Raw genomic sequence first — 22,177 nt, forward strand, 5'->3', positions numbered from 1 at the left:
AGTTCGTTTAACTCTTTTGTTCTCTTTACTTTTCATTAATAAGTCGATTTTTTGTCAACTTATTTCAGGACGGGACACTATAAACAAAAAAGCCTTTCTATATAGAAAGGCTTTTTTATTATTTTTTCAACTCTAACTTCTCTGCAAAATAATCGCAAAAATCCTTCATGGTTGCTGTCATTTTTTCATCTTGAGTAGCGCGATTAAAAGTATTACTCATTGCTACTAATGTTTGATGAAAAAACACTTTCATTTCATCTACAGGCATATCTTTTGTCCATAAATCTATACGCAAAGATTCTTGTGCTTTAGCATCCCAAACAGATAACATTAAAGCTTTAGCTTCGGCATTATTTATTCCACCATCTTGCGCGGTCCAATTTAATTTTTCTGGAACACGATTTTCATCTAATTCTACATTTAGTGTAATCTCCGATTTTATATTAGCCATTATCTACGTGGTTTAAATTTTGAGTTTTCAAATATTTCTTTTGTGCTTTTATTAAGCATTTCTTTAAAAGTCACATCATTATTTTTCATATAAGCTCGAACAATTTGCCAGCCTATGTACTGCCCTATTCTACCAGGAGACACATTATCTATTTCTTCTAAATAAAACTTAGAAAAAGGTCCTGGATTAATAAAACGGCTAGGTAATTTAGAATCTGTGCTATATAATAATTCTTTATCAACAAAATAGCGCCAAATATATTCTTCATTAGCTTGAGCCCATTCTATCTGTGCTTGCGAGTAGCCTATTTTTTCGGCATCTGTTTTAAAAGGAATAACTTTATCTTTAAAATACAATTGCTTACCTGTATAGATTAATTCGTCTAAAAGTGTTCTGCGTTGTTGCTGAAAAATATAATAATTAGCATATTTATCTGCTAAATCAACAACTAATTGTTCTCGTTTTAAATTAGTTCTTATAAAATCTTGAATACCTTCATAAAAATGATGGTCTGCTCCTAAATAAGTGTCTAAAGATAATAATACAATAGTATCTGTAACAACTACTTTATTTCTATAATCTACATTAGAAGTAGCAGATATTACTCGAGGCGTTTTAAACTCAGGGAAGTAATATTTTAAATGCTGAAATAACGATTCGATCTCTTTTTTTTCAATTTTAAAATCTTTAAATGTTTTTATAGTTTCAGCGTGCAACTCTTGTTGTAACGTATCTTGCATCTGCTGTATCCAAAACGAATCTTTATATTTAACTGGAAATAAAAAAGGAAAAGTTTCTTTTAGCTTTGGTAAATTGTCTGGTTTTGATTTAGCAAAAGCAACATCAAAACGTTCAACATTAAAACTAGCATCAATTTTTGCAATATCATCCTCTTGTTTATTATCGTCTTGACAAGAAAAGAAACTTAAGATTATTAAAAAAGTAAAAAAATATCTGTACATATAAACTAAATAGCGTTTCATTTTTATTTGGAAAACGTTTACTTTATTTTTGTTTGACAAAGGTACTATTCTTTGTTGTAAAATTCTTTAAAAATGCAAACAGAAAAAGTAATAAATCACATTGTAAATTGGTTAAAAGATTATGCTACTAACGCAAAAGTTAATGGTTTTGTTGTTGGTATTTCTGGAGGCATAGATTCTGCTGTTACTTCTACGCTATGTGCAAAAACGGGTTTAGATGTTTTATGTATAGAGATGCCTATTCATCAAGCAGAAAGTCATGTATCTAGAGGTCAAGAACATATTAAGCAACTTAAAGCACGTTTTAGTAACGTACGTGATATAAAAACCGATTTGACCCCTGTTTTTGAAGAATTTAAAACAGAAGTCTCTCTTGATGGAAAAAAAGCTACTGTAGATATGGCTTTAGCTAATACTAGAGCTCGTTTACGTATGACCACGTTATATTACCATGCTGGATTATTAGGACTTTTGGTTGCAGGAACTGGTAATAAGGTTGAAGATTTTGGTGTTGGTTTTTATACCAAGTATGGAGATGGTGGTGTTGACTTAAGTCCTATTGCTGATCTACTAAAAAGTGAAGTATATGAAATAGCTGAACTTCTTGAGGTTCCAAATTCTATAATTAAAGCTGCACCTAGCGACGGATTATTTGGAGATGCAAGAAGTGATGAAGACCAAATTGGAGCTTCTTATCCTGAATTAGAATGGGCAATGCAAAAAAGTGAGAATGGTATGACAGAAAATGACTTCTCTGGAAGGGAAAAAGAAGTATTTAAAATCTACAAACGCTTTAATAACTCAAACAAACACAAGATGATAGCAATACCAATTTGTGAAATTCCCAATAATTTAAAGTAATTGCTAAACATATTATAAAAATTAGTACCTTTACTAGGCTATTCAATTTATCAAATATAGATTCTGTTTAACAATGATACTAACTAGTTGTTAAGTATAGAATCCATTAAAACAAAACAACATGGTCAAGCTATTGGTAGTTGACCCACATCCTATTGTAAGTAAAGGATTGGAGCTTATTTTCGATACTACACGAGACATTTCATTCATTGGCACCCTTAGCGATGGAGAAGCTATTTTCGATTTCATTAAACAAACTACTGTTGATGTTATTTTATGTGAAATAGATTTACCCAAACTTAATGGTATTACAGCCCTTAGACGTATAAAAAAAGAATTTCCAGAAATAAAAGTGGTTATATATAGTGCACAACCTGAAGAAGTTTATGCCCTAAATACAATTAAACTTGGAGCCTCTGGTTACATTTCTAAAACTACAGATATTATTACTGTTAAAGATGCTATAATGAAAGCATATAATGGTGGTACTTATTTAAGTGAGTCTATGGTTGCTCGCGTTACTAAAAACAGAAAAGGGTCTTCTACTGGCGGTTCTTTTCACAAGAAACTATCTACTAGAGAAATAGAAGTTTTAAAATTATTATCCTCTGGAAGACGTAATAAAGAAATTGCAAAAGAACTTGCTATAAATGAGAAAACAGTAAGTACTTATCGTGCGCGATTAATGAAAAAATTAAACGTTACTAATTTGGTAGATCTAGTAAGTCAAGCGAATCAACTAGAATTATAAAACGCGATTTAACTTTCTAGACAATAACATTTTTAAGCCAGAATAGTCTTTAACTTCTTCTAAGACAGATTTGTTAACTTCATTTCTTTGCTCTAATGTTTGTTGTTGGAAACCTATCACTTTTAAGTCTATTAAATGGCATCTTAAACTTAAAATTGTTTCACTAACCAATTGTGAAATGGTTTCGTTTTTGGGTTTTGGAAATATGTTTTTACGTTCCCAATCCGACAATTCATAACGTTCATCTTCCATAAGAATTGTGGTAATTTGATTTCCTACTTCTGCATCTACATTATTTATTAAATGTTCTGCAGATAGATCAGGATTTTGGTTTAAGGCTTCTATAATTTTATAATACAAATCTTTAAACTGTGGATTAGAAAATTCCATTTCATCTTCCTGTAAGTCTAAAAATACTTTTTCAAAAACTTTAGTTTGATGAATTACTGGCTCTAGAATTAAATCACCACTATCATTTTCTTTTAAAATTAAATCTTCAAAATCTTCTGTTCTATTACCATAAAGCAATAACACTTCAATTATTTTACGTTCTAAAACAAACTGTACATCAACCTTTTTAACAGGTTGTTGCGGCTTTATAACATCAAAAGCTTTAGGAGTACTACCTTGCCTTTTGGAAGTACTATCTGTTTCTTTTTTATCAATTTGAGCTAAAGTACTAAATAGTACTTCTTCGCTTATATCCATTATACGAGCACACTCTTGAATATAGACCTCTTTCTTAATCCTATCTGGAATTTTAGCTATACTATTAATGATATCTCTAATAGTATCTGCCTTTTTTATAGGGTCGTTTTTAGAGTCTTCGTATAAAACAGAAGCTTTAAATTGAATAAAATCTTTTGCGTTTTGCTCTAAGTAATGATTTAATTCTTCTAAGGTATTTGTTTTAGCAAAACTGTCTGGATCTTCACCTTCGGGAAAGCTACAAACCCTAACATTCATCCCTTGTTCCAGAATCAAATCGATACCTCTTAGTGATGCTCGCATTCCTGCTGCATCTCCATCAAAAAGCACCGTTATGTTTTTAGTTAATCTATTAATTAACCTAATTTGATCACTTGTTAGTGCAGTTCCAGAAGAAGATACTGTATTTGTAACACCTGTTTGATGAAACTGTATAACATCTGTATAACCTTCAACTAAATAACAATTATCTTCTTTAGCTATACTTTGTTTGGCATGAAAAATACCATATAAGACTTTACTTTTATGATAAATATCACTTTCTGGAGAGTTTAAGTACTTCGCAGCTTTTTTATCATTGGTTAAAATACGTCCACCAAAACCAAGAACACGCCCACTCATACTCTGTATAGGAAACATTACGCGTCCTTTAAAGCGATCAAATTGCTTATCACCTTTATCTATTGTTAAGCCCGTTTCGCTTAAAAATTCGAGCTTATACCCTTTTTTAATAGCATCGTCTGTAAAAGCACTCCATTCGTCTGTAGAATAGCCAAGATTAAATTTTGTAATCGTGTCTTCTGTAAAACCACGTTCTTTAAAATAACTTAACCCAATTGCCTTACCTTGATTAGTTTTGTGTAATATATTTTGAAAATATTTATTAGCATACTCACTAACTAAATACAAGCTTTCTCGTTTGTTTTGAGCTTCTTTTTGCTCATTAGATTGCTCGGTTTCTTCAATTTCAATATTATATTTTTTAGCTAAGTATTTTATAGCTTCTGGATATGTAAAGTGTTCATGCTCCATTAAAAAGGCTACCACGTTTCCACCTTTACCACTTGAGAAATCTTTCCAAATTTGTTTTACTGGCGAGACCATAAAACTAGGAGAGCGTTCATCACTAAACGGACTTAAACCTTTAAAATTACTTCCGGATTTTTTTAATTGAACAAAATCACCAATAACTTCCTCTAATCGGGCTGTTTCGTATACTTGGTCTATGGTAGCTTTTGATATCAATTTTTGAAATGTTTTAACTTTTGTAGAATTACGCTGTAAATGTAATATAAATGAATGTCTCTTGAAAATTACAATATTCTTAAAACTTAAGTATTAAAAAAAAGAGTATTTTTATATAATTAATCAATTCTAAAACAGATATTTATGAAAAAAATTACGCTATTATTTTTATTATCATTTGTAAGTTTCTCTCCAATTTTTGGGCAAGCTATTTTTGATTCATCAATTCATACAGCCACAAATTTTGGAAGTGTAAATTCTCCTGGAGCCGAAGGTGTTCAAAATGTTATTGATCAAAATTCTTCAACAAAATTCTTAGATTTTAATGCTTTTGATGGAATTGGATTTGAAGTCGATTTATTAGGTGTATCTCATACAGCCATAGCCATGGAAATAGTAACCGCTAATGATGCTCCTGAAAGAGATCCAACTTCTTATGAAGTTTTTGGTTCTAATGACGGAATGACTTATACTAGTATTACTACTGGATCAATACCATGTATCTCTACTCGCTTTTTTTCTAGAACATTTTCATTTCTTAACACAAATACATATACATACTACAGATTAAATTTTACAGGTACATGTGGAGCAAGTTCTATAAATCAAATAGCAGATGTTCAACTATATAGTGCTATAGGCGACATACCTACAATTACATGTCCAAGTGATATTATGATAAATAATAGTACTGGTCTATGTACAGGAAATGCTACATATAATGTTACTGCAAATGATACTGAAGATGGCACTTTGACTGCAACACTAGTAACAGGATTGGCTTCTGGAAGTGATTTTCCAATAGGCACAACTTCTGTATCTTATACAGTTACCGATAGTGATAACAATACTGTTAGCTGTTCTTTTAACGTTATGGTAACCGATTCAGAAAATCCTACGGTTAATTGCCCATCTAATATGGTTGTAGATACCAACCCCGGAGAAAGTACAGTTATGGTTAATTATACTATATCTTCATCAGATAACTGTTCAACTATTAATCCTTTAACTGGTTTTACACCTTTAGGCACTATCGCTGATAAGGCTTATTATATCTCAAATGCCTCATTTACTCCTGTAGATGCTTATACAGATGCTATGAGTCAAGGTGGTTTTGTAGGAACTATTAGAAATGCTACAGATGGAACTTACCTTTTAAATGCTATTAATATGCTTGGTTCTGCTGGAGATATTCTTATTGGATATGATGATGTTACAACTGAAGGTTCTTTTGTTTGGAACAGTGGAGATACTTCTACTTACACTAACTGGAATGCAGGTGAACCTAACAATGCTGGAAATGAAGATTATACCGTAATGCAATCTTCTGGTGGTTGGAATGATGTTGTTGGAACATCTGGTAATTATAGATACTTATTAGAAGTAGATTATACACCTTTACAAACTGCTGGTTTATCTAGCGGTAGTGACTTCCCAATTGGCACAACTACCAACACCTTTGTTGTTACTGATGTTGCTGGTAATTCAGTGACTTGTTCTTTTGACATTACGGTAAATGAAGTGCTAAGTGTTAATTCTTTTAATTTAGAAACTGGAGTATTAATACTTCCAAATCCTGCTGATAAAATTTTAACTATCAAAAACGATTCTGATATTATTCTTGACAAAGCTATTATTTATGATATTAATGGAAGAACAGTCAATACCATACACTTTAATTCTATACTAGAAAATAAAACATTGAATATATCTACCTTAACTTCTGGTTTATACCTTATTGAAATTAAAGGTATCAATGGGAATATAACCGTGAAGAAATTTATAAAAAAATAATATACTCATTTTATAATAAAAAGCCTCTTCTGTAGAATTGAAGAGGCTTTTTTAAATTAACTAACTCACTTAAAATTATTCTAAATCAAGTCTTATACCTAAAGACACATTGTTTTGTTTAATAGAATTACTTTTAAAAGTTTCAGACAAATCATACTTAGCAAATAAACTTAAATTTCCATAACCAACATATGCTCCTAATCCATAAACAAAAGGGTTTACATTATAATTTTGTTTAATTTTTTGTTTTGTTCTCTCACCATCGTCTTTATACCATAGCTTTTGCTTTGCCCCAATATTAAAGCCTGCATAACCTCCAATACCAAATTTAAATCCTTTATGTGTATATCTTATGCGATCTTTCTTTTCTACTTTTCCATGTTGCCCAAATTCAAGATATAAAGGCACAACTATATTTGTTGTTCTAAATTTTGCTTGCCTTAAGTCTTGAGGAAATTCTTCTATAGTAGTTGTATTGCCGTCTTGTACAAAATACTTATTATCTTTTAAATCGTATTTATTCCATTGAAAAGACACACCGTATCTAAGTCTTGCTAGGTTAGAATTTTTAAGAATTCTTGTTTTCCACTGGAAACCTAATTCAAAAAAACCTGAACCTCCAATTTTATATGGCGAATCACTAAGGCTTTGCCCATCTATTATTGCATTATTAATTCCTGTAGATACAACTAAACCACTAACAGTTCTAAAATCGTATTTTACTGGTTTCTTAGTATCGTCTGAGTTAATGACTGTTACTCCTGTAAAACTAGCATCGTTATCGCCAAAAGTTATACCAAAACGTTTTTTACTTTTTTTACTAAAATCATTAGGCAGATTATTTCTATCATTAAATGCGACTTTGTTTTCTAACATCGCAATGCGATCTTCTATATTTAACGCACGTTTTTTTGCTACTTCTTGTTTTAAATCTTCACCTTCTTCATAAGTAATTTCTTTTTTACTTACACGTGTATTAATTTGTTCTACTTCGTATTTTAAAGCATCTTTTTCATCACTTCGTATCTTTTCTTTTAAAGCTTCAATCTTTTGAGCTTTTTCATCTTGTTCTTGAGATTGTGTTGTGTCCTGCCCTATTGCATTTGTGACATAAAGACTGACAAATAAATAGATTACGTACTTTGTAATTGTGTTCATAATTGTTCGTTTTTTGCCTCTTCATTAGTTAAAACAAAGAGAACATTAATGATTATTTTAATTGATGTTTTTATTCGTTGCGCTCTGCAACATATGTTTTAACAGTGCGATAACCGCCTTTAACTGTTTTTAGTAGTTTATCCCTGAATGTTTCTTCTAAATCATCTTCAACGTCTTGAAGTAATTCATTATAATCTAAAGGAATAGTATTTTTGGGTTGGTTTTTTACTATTTTATTTTTGGCATTATTTAATAATGCATCTAACTCACTATCTGTAATTTCTATTATTTCCTTTTGAGATATAGCAACTGCTTTTTCATTTAATACTATTGACTGCTTTTTAATCCCTTTTTCTAAACCATTATTCGTTTCATTTAAAACATAATAAGCGTTGTTATTATTTTTATTTGATTTATTTCCAATAATATTGCTTTTTACGTCTTTGCTCTTTTTCTGTTTGTTATTTACTGTTTTAGTACTTGCTAAATGATTGCTATCACTTTTAATTTGCTCTACTGTGGTATCTTTAATTTCGACTTTTTTCTCTTCTACTGTTTCTAATACAATTTCGTTCTTAATTCCATCTTGCAGTATTGCTTCCTTTTCTACATTTTTATTAGTTTCTATTGCTTTAGTCTCTATGTCTGTTACATTTTCTTTTACATTACTTTTATCACTAGACATAAAAAACATATTATACATAAACACTACTCCTATAAAGCTTGCCGCTATACTTAACCAAAGTTTATTATTAATTCCTTTTTTCTTTTCTTTAGCATCTAATTTGTTTGCTAAAGCATCCCAACTATTTGCAGACGGCGTAATAGTGCGCTGCTCAAGTTTCTCCTTCAAGTTCTCTTCAAATTTAATTGGTGCCATAACTCGATGTATTAAATGTTTTTATTTGTTTTTGAAGCATTTTTCGTGCTTTAAATAATTGTGATTTTGATGTGCCTTCGCTAATATTCAATAGCGTTGCTATTTCATGATGTTTATAACCTTCAATAGCATACATAACAAATACAATTCTATAACCTTCAGGTAGCTTATCTATAAGCTTCTGTATATGATCTACATCAATATCTGATTGTACTGCGTCATAATGACTATCATGAGTTTCAATATCATCTGTTGCAAATTCAATCTTCTTTTTTTGTCTTAAAAATGAAATCGATTCTCTAACCATAATTCTTCGCATCCAACCTTCAAAACTCCCTTCTGCTTTAAATTTTTTCAAATTTGAAAACACTTTAAAAAAACCATTAAGCATTGCTTCTTCAGCATGATGTATGTCTTTAATATAATAGCGACATATACTTAGCATTTTTGGTGCATGTAATTCATACAAAATATGCTGCGCTTCGCGGTTATTTTGAGAAGCTCTTTTTATGAGCTTAACTTCATCTTTATATAATTGTATTACTTTCAAATAAAAACGCTGTTAGTTTTAGACTTCTATTTATAAAGACGGAATATTTTTATAAATGGTTGCTTCATATTACAAAAAAAAGTGATAAATATTATAACTTACTGATTTTAAATACTTAACACAAGTGTAAAAATGATGTTTTTTAATATAGCTTCTTTATTTTTTACGTTCTATAACGTAATTAACCATCAATTCTAATGATGATTTATATTCTGAATCAGGAAAGTTTTCTAAGATACTTAGTGCTTCGGTTTGAAAAGTTTTCATTTTAGAAACTGCATATTCCAATCCGCCATTCTTTTTAACAAAATCGATAACTTGATCAACTCGTTTTTTGTCTTTGTTATGGTTTTTAATGGAATTGATTAACCATTTTTTATCTGCTTTACTACAATTATTAAGCACATGAATTAATGGTAAAGTCATTTTTTGCTCTTTAATATCTATACCTACAGGTTTACCAATACTTTTAGAACCATAATCGAATAAATCGTCTTTTATTTGAAAAGCCATGCCTATACGTTCTCCAAAAAGCCTCATCATTTCTACTTCTGGTGAATCTGGTTTAACAGAAGCTGCGCCTAAACTACAACATGCTGCAATAAGCGTTGCTGTCTTTTGTCTAATAATTTCGTAATATATGGCTTCCGTTATGTCTAATTTTCTAGCTTTTTCAATTTGCAGTAATTCTCCTTCACTCATTTCTCTAACTGCTACAGAAATAATTTTAAGCAAATCAAAATCTCCATTATCTATAGAAAGTAGTAAACCTTTAGATAATAAATAATCTCCTATTAGAACCGCAATTTTGTTTTTCCAAAGTGCATTTATAGAGAAGAAACCTCTTCGCTTATTACTGTCGTCTACAACATCATCATGCACTAAAGTGGCTGTATGTATTAATTCTATAACCGAAGCACCTCGATACGTTCTATCTTTAACATCTCCATTACTAACCATTTTTGCTACTAGAAATACAAACATTGGTCGCATTTGTTTTCCTTTTCTATTAACTATATAATGTGTAATACGATTTAAAAGCGCTACTTGAGAAGACATGGCTAGGCGAAACTTTTTTTCAAAAAGTTCCATTTCGTAAGCAATTGGTTGTTTTATTTGTTCGGTTATTTTCACAGGTTTAACAAATATATAGCTTCACTAAATGATAAACGATATTTTAACTTTTATTTGCTAATTGTCCACACGCAGCATCAATATCTTTTCCTCTACTTCTGCGCACATTAACGACTATATTATTACGTTCTAAAATACGAATATAATCATCTATAGCTTGATTAGATGCTTGTTGAAATTCACCATCATCTATAGGATTATATTCTATAATATTGACTTTACATGGCACATATTTACAAAACCTTACCAAAGCTTCAATATCTTTAATACTATCATTAATGCCATTCCATACAACATACTCATAAGTAATCTTCCTTTGTGTTTTCTCGTACCAATGTTCTAACGCTTCTTTTAAATCTTTAAGCGGAAACGTTTTATTAAATGGCATAATTGTAGTTCTTACTTCATCTATGGCAGAATGAAGAGAAACAGCCAAATTGAATTTCACGTCATCATCAGCCATTTTTTTAATCATTTTTGGCACGCCAGAAGTTGACACTACAATTCGCTTTGGAGACATCCCTAAGCCTTCAGGAGATGTTATTTTGTCTATAGCTTTAATTACATTATTATAATTCATGAGTGGTTCTCCCATGCCCATAAATACAATATTACTTAATGGCCTATTAAAATAGAGTTTACTTTCTTTATCTATTGCAACAACTTGATCGTATATTTCATCTGGATTTAGATTACGCATACGTTTTAAACGTGCAGTAGCACAAAACTTACAATCTAAACTACAACCTACTTGACTTGACACACAAGCTGTTGTTCTTGTTTCTGTTGGTATTAATACAGACTCTACAATTAACCCATCGTGTAATCTTACTGCATTTTTAACAGTTCCATCACTGCTACGTTGCATGGTATCTACACTTATATGATTAATAACAAAGTTATCCTGCAACATTTGGCGCGTTTCTTTTGAAATATTTGTCATATCTTCAAAAACATGAGCACCTTTACTCCATAACCATTCGTAAACTTGGTTTCCTCTAAATGCTTTATCTCCTTCTTTTACAAAGAATTCACGTAGCTGTTCTTTAGTTAGTGCACGTATGTCTTTTTTCTTGTCTGCCATTATAATGCAAAAATAGTGAAAGGATTGAGTAATTACGATTATGAATTACAAATAATAAAAAAGACCTCATCAATAAAGTTTGACGAGGTCCATTATATTTTAGTTTATATCTTTTAGATAATTAACATTGCATCTCCATAACTGTAAAACTTATATTTTTCTTTTACAGCTTCTTCATAAGCCTTTTTAATAAAATCATGACCTGCAAAAGCAGAAGCCATCATTAATAATGTTGATTTTGGAGTATGAAAATTTGTAATCATGCAGTTAGCAATACTAAACTCGTATGGAGGGAAAATAAATTTATTAGTCCATCCTTCTATTTCATTTAAAGTCCCACTAGAAGATACAGCACTTTCAACAGCACGCATTGCAGTAGTACCTACAGCACATATACGCTTTCTGTTTTTTAACGCTGTATTTATTTGCCCTACTGTTTTTGGACCTATAGTTACTTCTTCGCTGTCCATTTTATGCTTAGATAAATCTTCCACCTCTACTGGGTTAAAAGTACCTAAACCAACATGTAATGTAACTTCAGCAAAATCAATACCTTTTATCTCTAATCTTTTTAATAAGTGCTTAGAAAAGTGTAATCCTGCAGTTGGTGCCGCTACTGCTCCTTCATTTTTTGCAAAAATAGTTTGGTAACGCTCTTCATCTTCTGGTTCTACTTCTCTTTTAATATATTTAGGCAATGGTGTTTCTCCTAATTGGCTTAGTTTTGAACGAAACTCATTATAAGAACCATCATATAAAAAACGTAAAGTTCTACCTCTTGACGTTGTATTATCAATAACTTCAGCAACTAAAGATTCATCGTCACCAAAATATAATTTATTACCTATTCTTATTTTTCTTGCAGGATCTACTAGTACATCCCAAAGACGTTGTTCTTGGTTTAATTCTCTTAATAAGAAAACCTCAATCCTTGCTCCTGTTTTTTCTTTGTTACCAAACAAGCGTGCAGGAAACACCTTTGTATTATTAAGAATCATTACGTCATCTTCTTCAAAATAATCAATAAGATCCTTAAACATTTTGTGTTCAATAGTCTGTTCTTTTCTATTCAACACCATTAAACGAGATTCATCTCTGTTTTCGGCTGGATATTCGGCTAGTAATTCTTCTGGTAATTCGAAGTTAAAATGTGATAATTTCATATAGTTAGTCTAAACTTTTTATTTTCTCAAAGCTGCAAATATACAATCTCGAGATAGGCGTTGTCAAGTAAATGACTGATTATTATTTTATAAACTTAAAACCAAGTGCCTTTAAGTCTTCCCAAAACGTAGGAAACGATTTAGAAACAACCATAGCATCTTCTATTATTATTGGCACTTTTAAAGCTAATGGCGCAAATGCCATTGCCATTCTATGATCATTATATGTTGCTATAGCTATATTTTCTTTTATTGATTTTGAAGTAAACAGCTTTAACGAATCGTTAGTGATATCTACTTGACCTCCCAATTTTTCAATTTCGGTTTTTAAAGCTTCTAATCTATCTGTTTCTTTAATTTTTAAAGTATGTAATCCCGTTAAGTAGCATTCTACTCCTAACCCAAAAGCTGTTACTACAATTGTTTGCGCTATATCTGGCGAATTACTTAAATCGAAATTAATGTTTATTTCTTTAGATATAATACTTTGTTTTTTAAGTATTACTGTATTGTCTTTAAAAACAGTTTCAACGCCAAAGCTTTTATATATTTCTGCTAAAGACGAATCTCCTTGTAAGCTAGTTTCTTTATAAGATGATAATGTTATAACTGTCCCAACTGGAGATAACGCAATAATACTATAAAAGTATGAGGCTGAAGACCAATCGGATTCAACGGTTAATACCTTATCAATCACTAAATCTTCTTTTTTAGGTCTAACTGTAATAATATTATTACTGAATTGCGTTTCTATACCTATTTCATTTAATAAACTTAAGGTCATGTTTATATATGGCACAGAAGTAATTTTACCATTAAGGGTTAACTCTATACCGTTTTCCAATTTTGAAGCAATAAGCAATACTGCCGAAATATATTGACTACTTACATTTGCCTCTAAGCATACACGATTCTTTGTTAACTTTCTTCCTTTAATCAATAATGGTGGAAAGCCTTGATTTTCTTTATAACTAATAGCTGCTCCCAATTGATTTAATGCATCGACCAAAATTTCAATAGGCCGTTCTTTCATTCGCTTAGATCCTGTTAACTCAATAGTTCTTCCTTCTTGAGTAGAGAAAAATGCTGTTAAAAAGCGCATTGCCGTTCCTGCGTGATGAATATCAATAATAGTATCCTTAGACGCTAATGCTTTGGTCATTAACTTAGAATCGTCACTATTAGAGACATTTTGTATTTTAATTTCTGGATACAATGCTTGCAAAAGCAATAAGCGATTAGACTCACTTTTTGAACCTGTTACTTGTATAGAATTGTTATTATTTAATACAGATTGTTCGAGATGTAAATTCATGGTATTTAATATCTATCTTATGAAAAAAGACCAAATTATTTTAATTTTTCGTTATTATGATGTCTATCATGATCTCGTTTTGTCTTTATATCTAACTTTTTATCAAAAGCTTCTTGTAAGTTAACTCCCGTTTGATTAGCAAGACATAAAACCACAAACATAACATCTGCTAGCTCTTCTCCTAAATCTTTATTTTTATCACTTTCTTTTTCACTTTGCTCTCCATAACGCCTAGCAATTATTCTTGCTACTTCTCCAACTTCTTCTGTTAGTTGCGCCATATTAGTTAATTCGTTAAAATAACGAACACCATGGTTTTTAATCCAATTATCTACTTCTTGCTGCGCGTTTTTTATATTCATAATTAAGCCTTTTTTAGCACAATTTTTTCAGATTGCTTATCAACTAAAAACTGAAAAAACTGTTTAAACACATTGTAATCACTAGGAAAAACAAGTGTTCTATTTATATCTAAATTAATAATTAATTGAATTGAAGATTCACCATTTTTTTTAGTGATATAGCTAAACTTTGCTTCATTCGTATTAAATTCAACTTTAGCATTTTCTGGAATAGACTCTACAATATAGCCTTCTGGTAATTTTATATTTACACTATACTTATCTGTAATTGGGTGAATAAAATCAATTGGAAACTGTCTTGTTTCCTGTTTAAAAATATTCTCTTCAACTGTAAGAAATAAAAGCGGAGAAAGGTAAAGGTTACCACCTATTTCTTCTACTGCAGATTCTAATTCAAAATCATATGAAAACATTACAGGTTTCCCTATTTTATCTATATTAGAAATCTTTAAATTAGAAATTTCTACACCATCATTTCCTCTTTCTAATCGTTTAATAGTACTTTCTTCACTAGCATTAGTATACAAATTGCGATACTCTAATGCTAGATGATTTGTTAATTGGGTTCTTACTTTTCCATTAATTGATAAATCGCTTTCAATATTAAAATTAATACTATTTACTTCTTTCGATTTTTTGCCTGTAGCTAAACTTACCCAAGCAGAGCTTCCTCGCTCTCTAATAATTCGTCCTTGCCAATTTAATATACGTTCAGGTAGTATATTTGGAATAGCATATTTTGAAGATGCATCTAATAATATTAAATTATCTTTTAACTCTATCGCTGCAATAACATAATTAAACCCTGATGTACTTGGCACAATTGGAATTCCATTATCCCTAGTGCTAATTAAAACAGGGTTTGCAGATAAACCAGCATATTTAAGCATTGAAGTGAGCATTAAATTAATATCTGCTACATTTCCAACACCTTCTTTATAAGCCTTTTTCACCCCTTTTTCTGAAGTATACCCTATAAAACCATTCCATTTCACTTTATTCTTTACAAAATTATAAATCAAAGCAGCCTTCTCCATAGGGTCTTCAACTCCATTTAATAATGTATTCACCTCATCTTTATAATAATTTTGTCTATCTAACTGTCCTCCAAAACCATCACTGTCGAAAATATTCTTAGTAACTTTTTCCCAATTTGTGCTATAATATTTAAGCTGTCCATTAGGACCTCTATAGTACTCGTATTCTAATGCTATTTTTGAACGATAATTATCTCTATTATCTACCAATGGTTCATTGCTTAAAGCTGGAATATTATCCATATATACTTTAAAACCATTTTCTTTGAATTCAAAATCTGAAGATTGAAAAGTTGTTTGTGAAGCAAATTGACCACTTCGGGATTTTGATGTTATTGTCTCTTTTCTATTATTAGTATACTCTTCGAATTTGGGATAAAAGACCGCTTTAGGATTTACTATTTTTTTAAAGTTAAAATACTCTGGAATAACAACATCTACTTCTAATTTTTTAATAGGAATATCGTATTGCAAAACAACATCATCAATTTGCATAAATTGAGATTCAATTATATATTTCATCTCAATAATACAGCCTTCTTTTACATTAGGCATTGTTAAAGTAGTAGTAGACCAATATTTGTTATTCTTCTCCTCGAAAATCCCTTCCTTTTTTAATTTCGTTTTTTCAATTTTCCCATTCTCCAAAGTATATGTATACGCTTTTAAATCATTCAATTCTTCTTTACTTGAATTAGATCTATCGTATAATCTAAATCGTTTATTAGCCCATTCGAAACCTTGTTTGTCATATATTTTTATACGTTCATGATATTCATTTTGTTGAACAAAACCATCATCTTCTCTATAATCAAAAGACACATTATGCTTTTTATAGAGTACAGTTGCGTGTGCATCTGGATCATCTTGGTTAGAAGTCTCCATTAGTTCTTCTTTACTAATTTTTCCAAACTTATAATTTTGTGCAAAAGCAATGTTTAGTAATAATAATGCTATAATTGTTAATTTAATTTTCATTAGTTAGATGTTGTTTTTTATTGCTATTCTAGATTTATCATGTTTTACTATTTCAAGACAGAACTTTCTAAACGCCTTATAGTCCTCTTTTGAGTATTTTCCTTTATTAATAATTAAATATCTTTTATACAGTATTGTATTATTATCTTTTTTTTCAATTGACACTTTATAACTGCCAAACTTATTTGAAATATTTACCGCTTCTTTTAAACTCTCTATAGTATACTTTTCATTAATAGTAATAGTATATTCATCACTATCACTAAAACCTCTGTCTATTTCAAAAGGTAAAGTTCTATTTTTATATCTCGGTGGTGTATATGTTCTTTTATTAAACAAATTAGGTGTTAATAACAATCTTTGTCCTGCTTTTGAAGCATAGTTTGTTGATTTTAGCTCTAAATCTTCTGTAAATACAATATTCTCTTTATCATTATTCAACTTAAGAGATATAATATTTAAATTATTGATATTATCGTAATGATTCTTGTAAAACAATTTTTGATCTTTTATATCTTGAGATTCAAGATGTGTATGATTGTCGTATTGAGAGCCTTTATACACGACATTTACTTTTGCTCTCATATTTCCTAAATCATCAATAATAACATCTGCTTTTGTTACTTGTGTATTCCCTATAGTTTCATATACTTTAGTATGTACTATTTCCCCACCATTTGGAGTTATTACAAGTACATCTCTATCGTCTGTAAAGTTAGCATTGTAGCCAAAAGGAGCTTCTTGACTTGTACATTCTAGCCAAATATAATCACCTTTATTAGGTATCGTTAAAATAACATGATTCCCTTCAAGAGAAGAAAAATCTTCATCTATGCTTCTAATATTAGAATCCCCATAAACAACAGTATAATATGAATCGACTCCTACCGTTTCTAATAAAGATTTAGTATAATTTGTTAATCCCTTACAATCTCCATATCCCAATCTATCTACATCACTTGCTAACATTGGTTTCCAACCTCCAATCCCTACTTGAATACTAACATAGCGACTTTTGTCTTGCATATGTTTATATACAATTTTTGCTTTTTCGATTGACGAACTTATATTTTTGGTCTTTTCTATTATTGCTTGTTTTACATCTTCAGGTAACTCTTCGGTTCCTTTAATAAGCTTATCATTCATCCATTGCCCAAAATTTTGCCAATTAGTATTAGTGCCTTTTACACCTTCCATGCTAAATTCTTTTAAGGCCAATTTTAAAAAAGGAACAAATGTAGTGAACGACGGACTATAGGCTTCAGAAACAACAGCAGGCAAATTAGTTGCTGTATAATGAAATTCAGACAATTCTTCAATACCATCATAGCCTTCAAAATTAGATGCTTTTTTTGTTAACTCTACTCCTGAATTATTATTCACTTTATAACTTGAAAATTCTGTACTTACATAATAGCCTTCAATAGGAATCCACCTAGGAATAAATGCTGTATTTGTTCTTACGGTTTCAACTGTAAACTCTACTGTATATGGGTATGCAATTGGTGTGTATTCAAAATACATTGCTCTATTATCGTTAAATATTGAAAAACCATCAGCTACGCTAATATCTTTAAAGTCTTTCTTTTTAATTTTTTTTATTTCCTGTCCAACAACATTATATATTTTAGCTTCTAACTTTTTAACTGTTATTGAATTATCGTAATTAACATAACCGCCAACTTTAGATTGCCCAGATTCATTGTAAACCGTTACAATACGATGTTGTTTAACAATCATTTTATTTATAGATTCGATGTTAATCTCAATAATATTACTTCTAACTACAGCATTACTCTTCTCCTTAAGTTCAGGACTTACTGTTAAAGCGATAAATTTTTCTTGTGAAAATGTTAAGTAGGACATTAGTATAAAAAATATACTAATAATAGATTTTAAGCGCATGTTATTTTATTAGGTGTTAAATATAAATAATATACCACAGTATATAAGGCGTTTAAGCTGTTTTTTATTTTTTTTGAAAGCGTAAAAACATTAGCAATATAAAACATGGTATCGCTATATATTTTAATTCACTCACAATGACTTGCATTCCCCATTTAGAAAAGAACTTACTAATACCAATAGGTGATACTTTTATTATTTGCCATGGAAAGAAGAACCGATCATTATTAAATGGCACAAAAAAGCCAACACCTTTGCCTCCTGTTGTTAATGCATCTAAAATGCCATGAGAAAGCGTTGAAAAAAATAAGATTAAAAAAAAGAGCTTCTTTCTTTCCTTTCCAAGTAAAAATGCTAAAAGTAATGCCCACATAATGGCAAAGATTATTGAATGTGTAAAACCACGATGCCCTAATGGATGCAAATACGGAATTCCAAAGTTAAAAGCAAGTACATCTATATCTGGAAGTATAGCAGAAACCACTGCTAAAAACAATAATAGCCTATTAGATTTTGAATCTATTACTTTAGACAATGTAAAACCTACTAAACCATGACCAAATAAAGATGCCATATTATGTTTTATTTTTAGAATCGATAATGATTGTTACTGGGCCATCATTAAGAAGTTCCACTTTCATATCTGCTCCAAATCTACCGGTTTGAACTGTTTTATTGATTGTCAATTCTAAAGTTTTATTAAAAGCTTCATAAAGAGGAATCGCGACATCTGGTTTTGCTGCTTTAATATAACTTGGTCTATTCCCTTTTTTTGTACTCGCTTGAAGTGTAAATTGACTAACAACTATAATATCCCCATTAGTTTCAATTAACGATGTATTCATGACGCCATTCTCATCATTAAAAATACGCATGTTTGCTATTTTATTAGTCAACCAACTAATATCTTCTTGTGTATCTTCATTAACGATTCCTAATAGCACTAATAATCCATTGGTAATTAAAGCTACTTTTTCATCGTCTATAGTAACGCTAGCATGAGATACTCTTTGAATAACTGCTTTCATATCTTTTATAAAAAAAATGGGAAGATTAAATTAGTATTATTCTATTCTTGATTCCATATATCGGTTCTATAATGCTGCTCGTCTCCTTCTATAATTTGCAAATAGCTAGCATATCTAGATGCTGCTATTTCATCATTATTTAATGCGGTTTTCACAGCACATTTAGGCTCTTCTATATGCAAACAATTGTTAAACTTACAATCTTGTTTTAAGGCAAAAAACTCTGGGAAATAGTCTCCTATTTCTTCTTTCTCCATATCTACTACTCCAAATCCTTTAATACCTGGTGTATCTATAATTTTAGCATTAAAACTTAAATCAAACATCTCTGCAAAAGTTGTTGTGTGTTGCCCTTGCATGTGTTGTGTAGAAATAGCTTTTGTTTTTAAATCTAAACTTGGCTCAATAGCATTAACTAAAGTAGATTTACCAACTCCAGAATGTCCAGTAAACATACTTACTTTACCTTCCATTAACCCTTTTACTTTTTCTATATTCTTTCCTGTTTTAGCAGAAATTTCTATGCACTCATATCCAATGTCTCTGTACACATGTGCTAAGTATTTTACTTCTAAAATTGTCTCTTCTGTATAGGTGTCTATTTTATTAAAAAGCAGCACTGTTTTAATTGAATAGGCTTCGGCTGTAACTAAAAACCGATCTATAAAACTTGTAAATGTTGGCGGATTATCTATTGTTATTAATAAAAAAACCTGATCTATGTTTGAAGCAATAATATGTGTTTGCTTAGATAAATTCACCGACTTTCTAACGATGTAATTTTCTCGATCATGGATATTAGTAATAACACCAGTTTCTTGATCACTTTTTGTATCTAAATCAAAATCTACATAGTCGCCAACGGCAATAGGATTAGTACTCTTTATACCTTGTAATCGAAATTTACCTTTTATACGGCATTCGTATGTAGCACCAAGTTCGGTTTTTACCGTGTACCAACTTCCTGTAGATTTATAAACAAGTCCTGTCATTCATTATATTATAATACAAAATAACGACTTTTATATTAAATTATATTATCTAACAATTGCTTTTTTAGTGGAAAGTACTTTTCCATCTGCAATAATATTTAATATGTAAATTCCAGATGGATAATTAGATAAGTCAACAGAAACTTTATTTGTTATATTCTGAAATTTTTCAGATAAAACAGATTGCCCAGAAATTGAATTAACTGCTATCTCTATCGAGCTATATTTTTCATCAACACGTATTTGAAATATACCATTAGATGATGGATTAGGGTATAATTTAACATCCTTTATTTCATTTGATGAAATAGTCTCAACAGCAATTCCTTTCATTTTAAAATTACAGCCGCTGTTTTTTTCTTCTGAATAACATTCGGTTGTCGTAGTTGAATAACAATACGTTGTATTACAAGACTTCCTAGATCCATACGCTACTATTTCAACTTCCTCTAAAGTAATTGACATTTCAGAATCCTTATTTTCTTCTTTTTCAATTTTTGATTGTGCTTGAGTCATAGATAAGCAAGCAAAGACTAATAGTAATGGTAAAATTCGTTTCATAATTTTATGGTTTTTAATTATGATACAAACCTATATTGAAATATGATATACTAAAAGGCAGAATGAGTAAACACCCCTTTTAGATGAGTAAACAATGAAAAAAGCCTCACAAATTGCAAGGCTTAATATAAAACTAAAGGTTATTATCCTTTTATAACTTTTTCTTGGTGATTAATCGATTCTTGGTGAATGGCCTTAAACATCTTTAAAATAAACTCTTCACTTAATCCTTTTTCTTCTCCTTGTAATACCATTTTACCAAGAATTTCATTCCAGCGTTTACTTTGTAATACGGCCACATTTTTACGTTTTTTAAGTGCTCCAATACCATCTGCTACTTGCATACGTTTCCCCATTAAATCAATTAATTGGTTGTCTACAACGTCTATTTGCGCTCTTAAATTTGTAAGTTCTTTATTATACTCTGCTTCAGGATCTGTTTCTTTTCTAATACGTAAATCTTCCATAATTTGTACTAAACGCTTAGGTGTTACTTGTTGTGCAGCATCACTCCATGCATTATCTGGGTCGACATGTGTTTCAATCATTAACCCATCAAAATTCAAATCTAAAGCTGTTTGAGAGACATCAAAAATCATATCTCGTTTACCAGTAATATGAGAAGGATCATTAATTAATGGTAAATCTGGAAATTTAGTCTGTAACTCAATTGCTATTTGCCATTCTGGATTATTTCTATATTTAGATTTTTCGTAGGTTGAGAAACCTCTATGAATAACGCCTAATTTTTTAATATCTGCAGAAGCTAATCGTTCTATAGCTCCAAGCCATAATGGTAAATCTGGATTTACTGGATTTTTTACTAATACAACTTTATCTGTTCCTTTTAAAGCATCTGCTATTTCTTGAACAATAAATGGACTTACTGTAGATCGCGCACCAATCCATAACAAATCTATATCATGTTCTAAAGCTAATTCTACATGTGCTCTATTAGCAACCTCTGTTGCTGTCATTAATCCTGTTTCTTCTTTTACTTTTTGCAACCATTTTAAACCTAATGCTCCAACGCCTTCAAAATTCCCTGGTCTCGTTCTAGGTTTCCAAATACCTGCTCTGTAGTAGCTAACATCTGTGTCTTTAAGTTCATGTGCAATTTTTAAAACTTGTTCTTCAGTTTCTGCACTGCATGGACCAGCGATTACTAATGGATGATTTAACTTCAAATCATCTAACCATGTTCTTAATTCTTTTTTATTTTCCATTTTATTAATTT

The 22,177-nt window shown here is 30.3% G+C and carries 21 protein-coding genes; 3 read left to right on the plus strand and 18 right to left on the minus strand.

From position 1 onward, the window contains the following. Positions 1–118: 118 nt before the first annotated feature. A complete protein-coding gene (gldC, locus tag Q0997_RS11165) occupies positions 119–451 on the minus strand; it encodes a gliding motility protein GldC (RefSeq protein WP_299888870.1) in 333 nt (110 codons plus the stop codon). Continuing rightward, the gene (gene gldB / locus Q0997_RS11170; protein ID WP_299888872.1) at positions 451–1,434 is read right to left on the minus strand and encodes a gliding motility lipoprotein GldB; all 984 of its coding nucleotides are present in this window, start codon (positions 1,432–1,434) and stop codon (positions 451–453) included. Before gldB ends, gldC begins: the two co-directional genes overlap by 1 nt. Positions 1,435–1,506: 72 nt before the next feature. On the opposite strand from gldB, the gene nadE reads away from it, so the two are divergent. Together nadE and Q0997_RS11180 are read left to right on the plus strand one after the other, a co-directional pair. Then, complete coding sequence (nadE, locus tag Q0997_RS11175; protein WP_299888874.1) at positions 1,507–2,295, plus strand: NAD(+) synthase; 789 nt, start codon at positions 1,507–1,509, stop codon at positions 2,293–2,295. Between the two features lie 121 nt (positions 2,296–2,416). After that, positions 2,417–3,046, plus strand: coding sequence for a response regulator transcription factor (locus tag Q0997_RS11180; protein ID WP_299888876.1), 630 nt, complete (start codon positions 2,417–2,419; stop codon positions 3,044–3,046). On the opposite strand, the gene dnaG is transcribed toward Q0997_RS11180, so the two are convergent. Next, positions 3,041–4,999 (minus strand): DNA primase, encoded by a 1,959-nt coding sequence (gene dnaG, locus Q0997_RS11185; RefSeq protein ID WP_299888878.1) that lies wholly within the window; start codon positions 4,997–4,999, stop codon positions 3,041–3,043. The genes Q0997_RS11180 and dnaG overlap by 6 nt on opposite strands. A 144-nt stretch (positions 5,000–5,143) precedes the next feature. Between dnaG and Q0997_RS11190 the strand changes: the two genes are divergently transcribed. Beyond that, a complete protein-coding gene (locus Q0997_RS11190) occupies positions 5,144–6,793 on the plus strand; it encodes an HYR domain-containing protein (protein WP_299888880.1) in 1,650 nt (549 codons plus the stop codon). A gap of 75 nt (positions 6,794–6,868) precedes the next feature. On the opposite strand, the gene Q0997_RS11195 is transcribed toward Q0997_RS11190, so the two are convergent. The 15 genes from Q0997_RS11195 to Q0997_RS11265 all read right to left on the minus strand — a co-directional run bounded on the left by Q0997_RS11195 (position 6,869) and on the right by Q0997_RS11265 (position 22,166). Continuing rightward, the gene (locus Q0997_RS11195; protein WP_299888882.1) at positions 6,869–7,951 is read right to left on the minus strand and encodes a hypothetical protein; all 1,083 of its coding nucleotides are present in this window, start codon (positions 7,949–7,951) and stop codon (positions 6,869–6,871) included. A gap of 70 nt (positions 7,952–8,021) precedes the next feature. Then, positions 8,022–8,831 carry a hypothetical protein gene (locus Q0997_RS11200; protein ID WP_299888884.1) on the minus strand — a complete coding sequence of 270 codons (810 nt, stop codon included), beginning with the start codon at positions 8,829–8,831 and terminating at the stop codon, positions 8,022–8,024. Continuing rightward, a complete protein-coding gene (locus tag Q0997_RS11205; protein ID WP_299888886.1) occupies positions 8,818–9,381 on the minus strand; it encodes an RNA polymerase sigma factor in 564 nt (187 codons plus the stop codon). Before Q0997_RS11205 ends, Q0997_RS11200 begins: the two co-directional genes overlap by 14 nt. A gap of 156 nt (positions 9,382–9,537) precedes the next feature. After that, positions 9,538–10,515 (minus strand): polyprenyl synthetase family protein, encoded by a 978-nt coding sequence (locus tag Q0997_RS11210; RefSeq protein WP_299888888.1) that lies wholly within the window; start codon positions 10,513–10,515, stop codon positions 9,538–9,540. 43 nt (positions 10,516–10,558) lie between these two features. Then, positions 10,559–11,599, minus strand: coding sequence for a 23S rRNA (adenine(2503)-C(2))-methyltransferase RlmN (gene rlmN / locus Q0997_RS11215; protein ID WP_299888890.1), 1,041 nt, complete (start codon positions 11,597–11,599; stop codon positions 10,559–10,561). A 113-nt stretch (positions 11,600–11,712) separates the two neighbouring features. Further along, the gene (gene queA / locus Q0997_RS11220) at positions 11,713–12,762 is read right to left on the minus strand and encodes a tRNA preQ1(34) S-adenosylmethionine ribosyltransferase-isomerase QueA (protein ID WP_299888892.1); all 1,050 of its coding nucleotides are present in this window, start codon (positions 12,760–12,762) and stop codon (positions 11,713–11,715) included. An 82-nt stretch (positions 12,763–12,844) separates the two neighbouring features. Continuing rightward, positions 12,845–14,077 carry a 3-phosphoshikimate 1-carboxyvinyltransferase gene (locus Q0997_RS11225; protein ID WP_299888893.1) on the minus strand — a complete coding sequence of 411 codons (1,233 nt, stop codon included), beginning with the start codon at positions 14,075–14,077 and terminating at the stop codon, positions 12,845–12,847. Between the two features lie 35 nt (positions 14,078–14,112). After that, positions 14,113–14,439 (minus strand): nucleotide pyrophosphohydrolase, encoded by a 327-nt coding sequence (locus Q0997_RS11230; protein WP_299888895.1) that lies wholly within the window; start codon positions 14,437–14,439, stop codon positions 14,113–14,115. Between the two features lie 2 nt (positions 14,440–14,441). Next, positions 14,442–16,454: a DUF3857 domain-containing protein gene (locus Q0997_RS11235; RefSeq protein WP_299888897.1), complete on the minus strand. Its 2,013-nt coding sequence runs from the start codon at positions 16,452–16,454 to the stop codon at positions 14,442–14,444. A 3-nt stretch (positions 16,455–16,457) separates the two neighbouring features. Next, entirely contained in the window at positions 16,458–18,320 is a 1,863-nt protein-coding gene (locus Q0997_RS11240; RefSeq protein ID WP_299888899.1) for a DUF3857 domain-containing protein, read from the minus strand. A 103-nt stretch (positions 18,321–18,423) separates the two neighbouring features. Beyond that, positions 18,424–18,933 (minus strand): metal-dependent hydrolase, encoded by a 510-nt coding sequence (locus Q0997_RS11245; RefSeq protein WP_299888900.1) that lies wholly within the window; start codon positions 18,931–18,933, stop codon positions 18,424–18,426. A gap of 1 nt (position 18,934) precedes the next feature. Further along, on the minus strand, positions 18,935–19,387 hold the full coding sequence (gene dtd, locus Q0997_RS11250; protein WP_299888902.1) for a D-aminoacyl-tRNA deacylase: 453 nt from the start codon (positions 19,385–19,387) through the stop codon (positions 18,935–18,937). 41 nt (positions 19,388–19,428) lie between these two features. Then, positions 19,429–20,379: a ribosome small subunit-dependent GTPase A gene (rsgA, locus tag Q0997_RS11255; RefSeq protein ID WP_299888904.1), complete on the minus strand. Its 951-nt coding sequence runs from the start codon at positions 20,377–20,379 to the stop codon at positions 19,429–19,431. Between the two features lie 45 nt (positions 20,380–20,424). Further along, positions 20,425–20,940 carry a T9SS type A sorting domain-containing protein gene (locus Q0997_RS11260; RefSeq protein ID WP_299888905.1) on the minus strand — a complete coding sequence of 172 codons (516 nt, stop codon included), beginning with the start codon at positions 20,938–20,940 and terminating at the stop codon, positions 20,425–20,427. 143 nt (positions 20,941–21,083) lie between these two features. Further along, entirely contained in the window at positions 21,084–22,166 is a 1,083-nt protein-coding gene (locus tag Q0997_RS11265) for a bifunctional 3-deoxy-7-phosphoheptulonate synthase/chorismate mutase type II (protein WP_299888907.1), read from the minus strand. Positions 22,167–22,177 lie beyond the last annotated feature (11 nt).

This window comes from uncultured Lacinutrix sp. (genome assembly GCF_947500325.1).
Taxonomy (GTDB): domain Bacteria; phylum Bacteroidota; class Bacteroidia; order Flavobacteriales; family Flavobacteriaceae; genus Lacinutrix.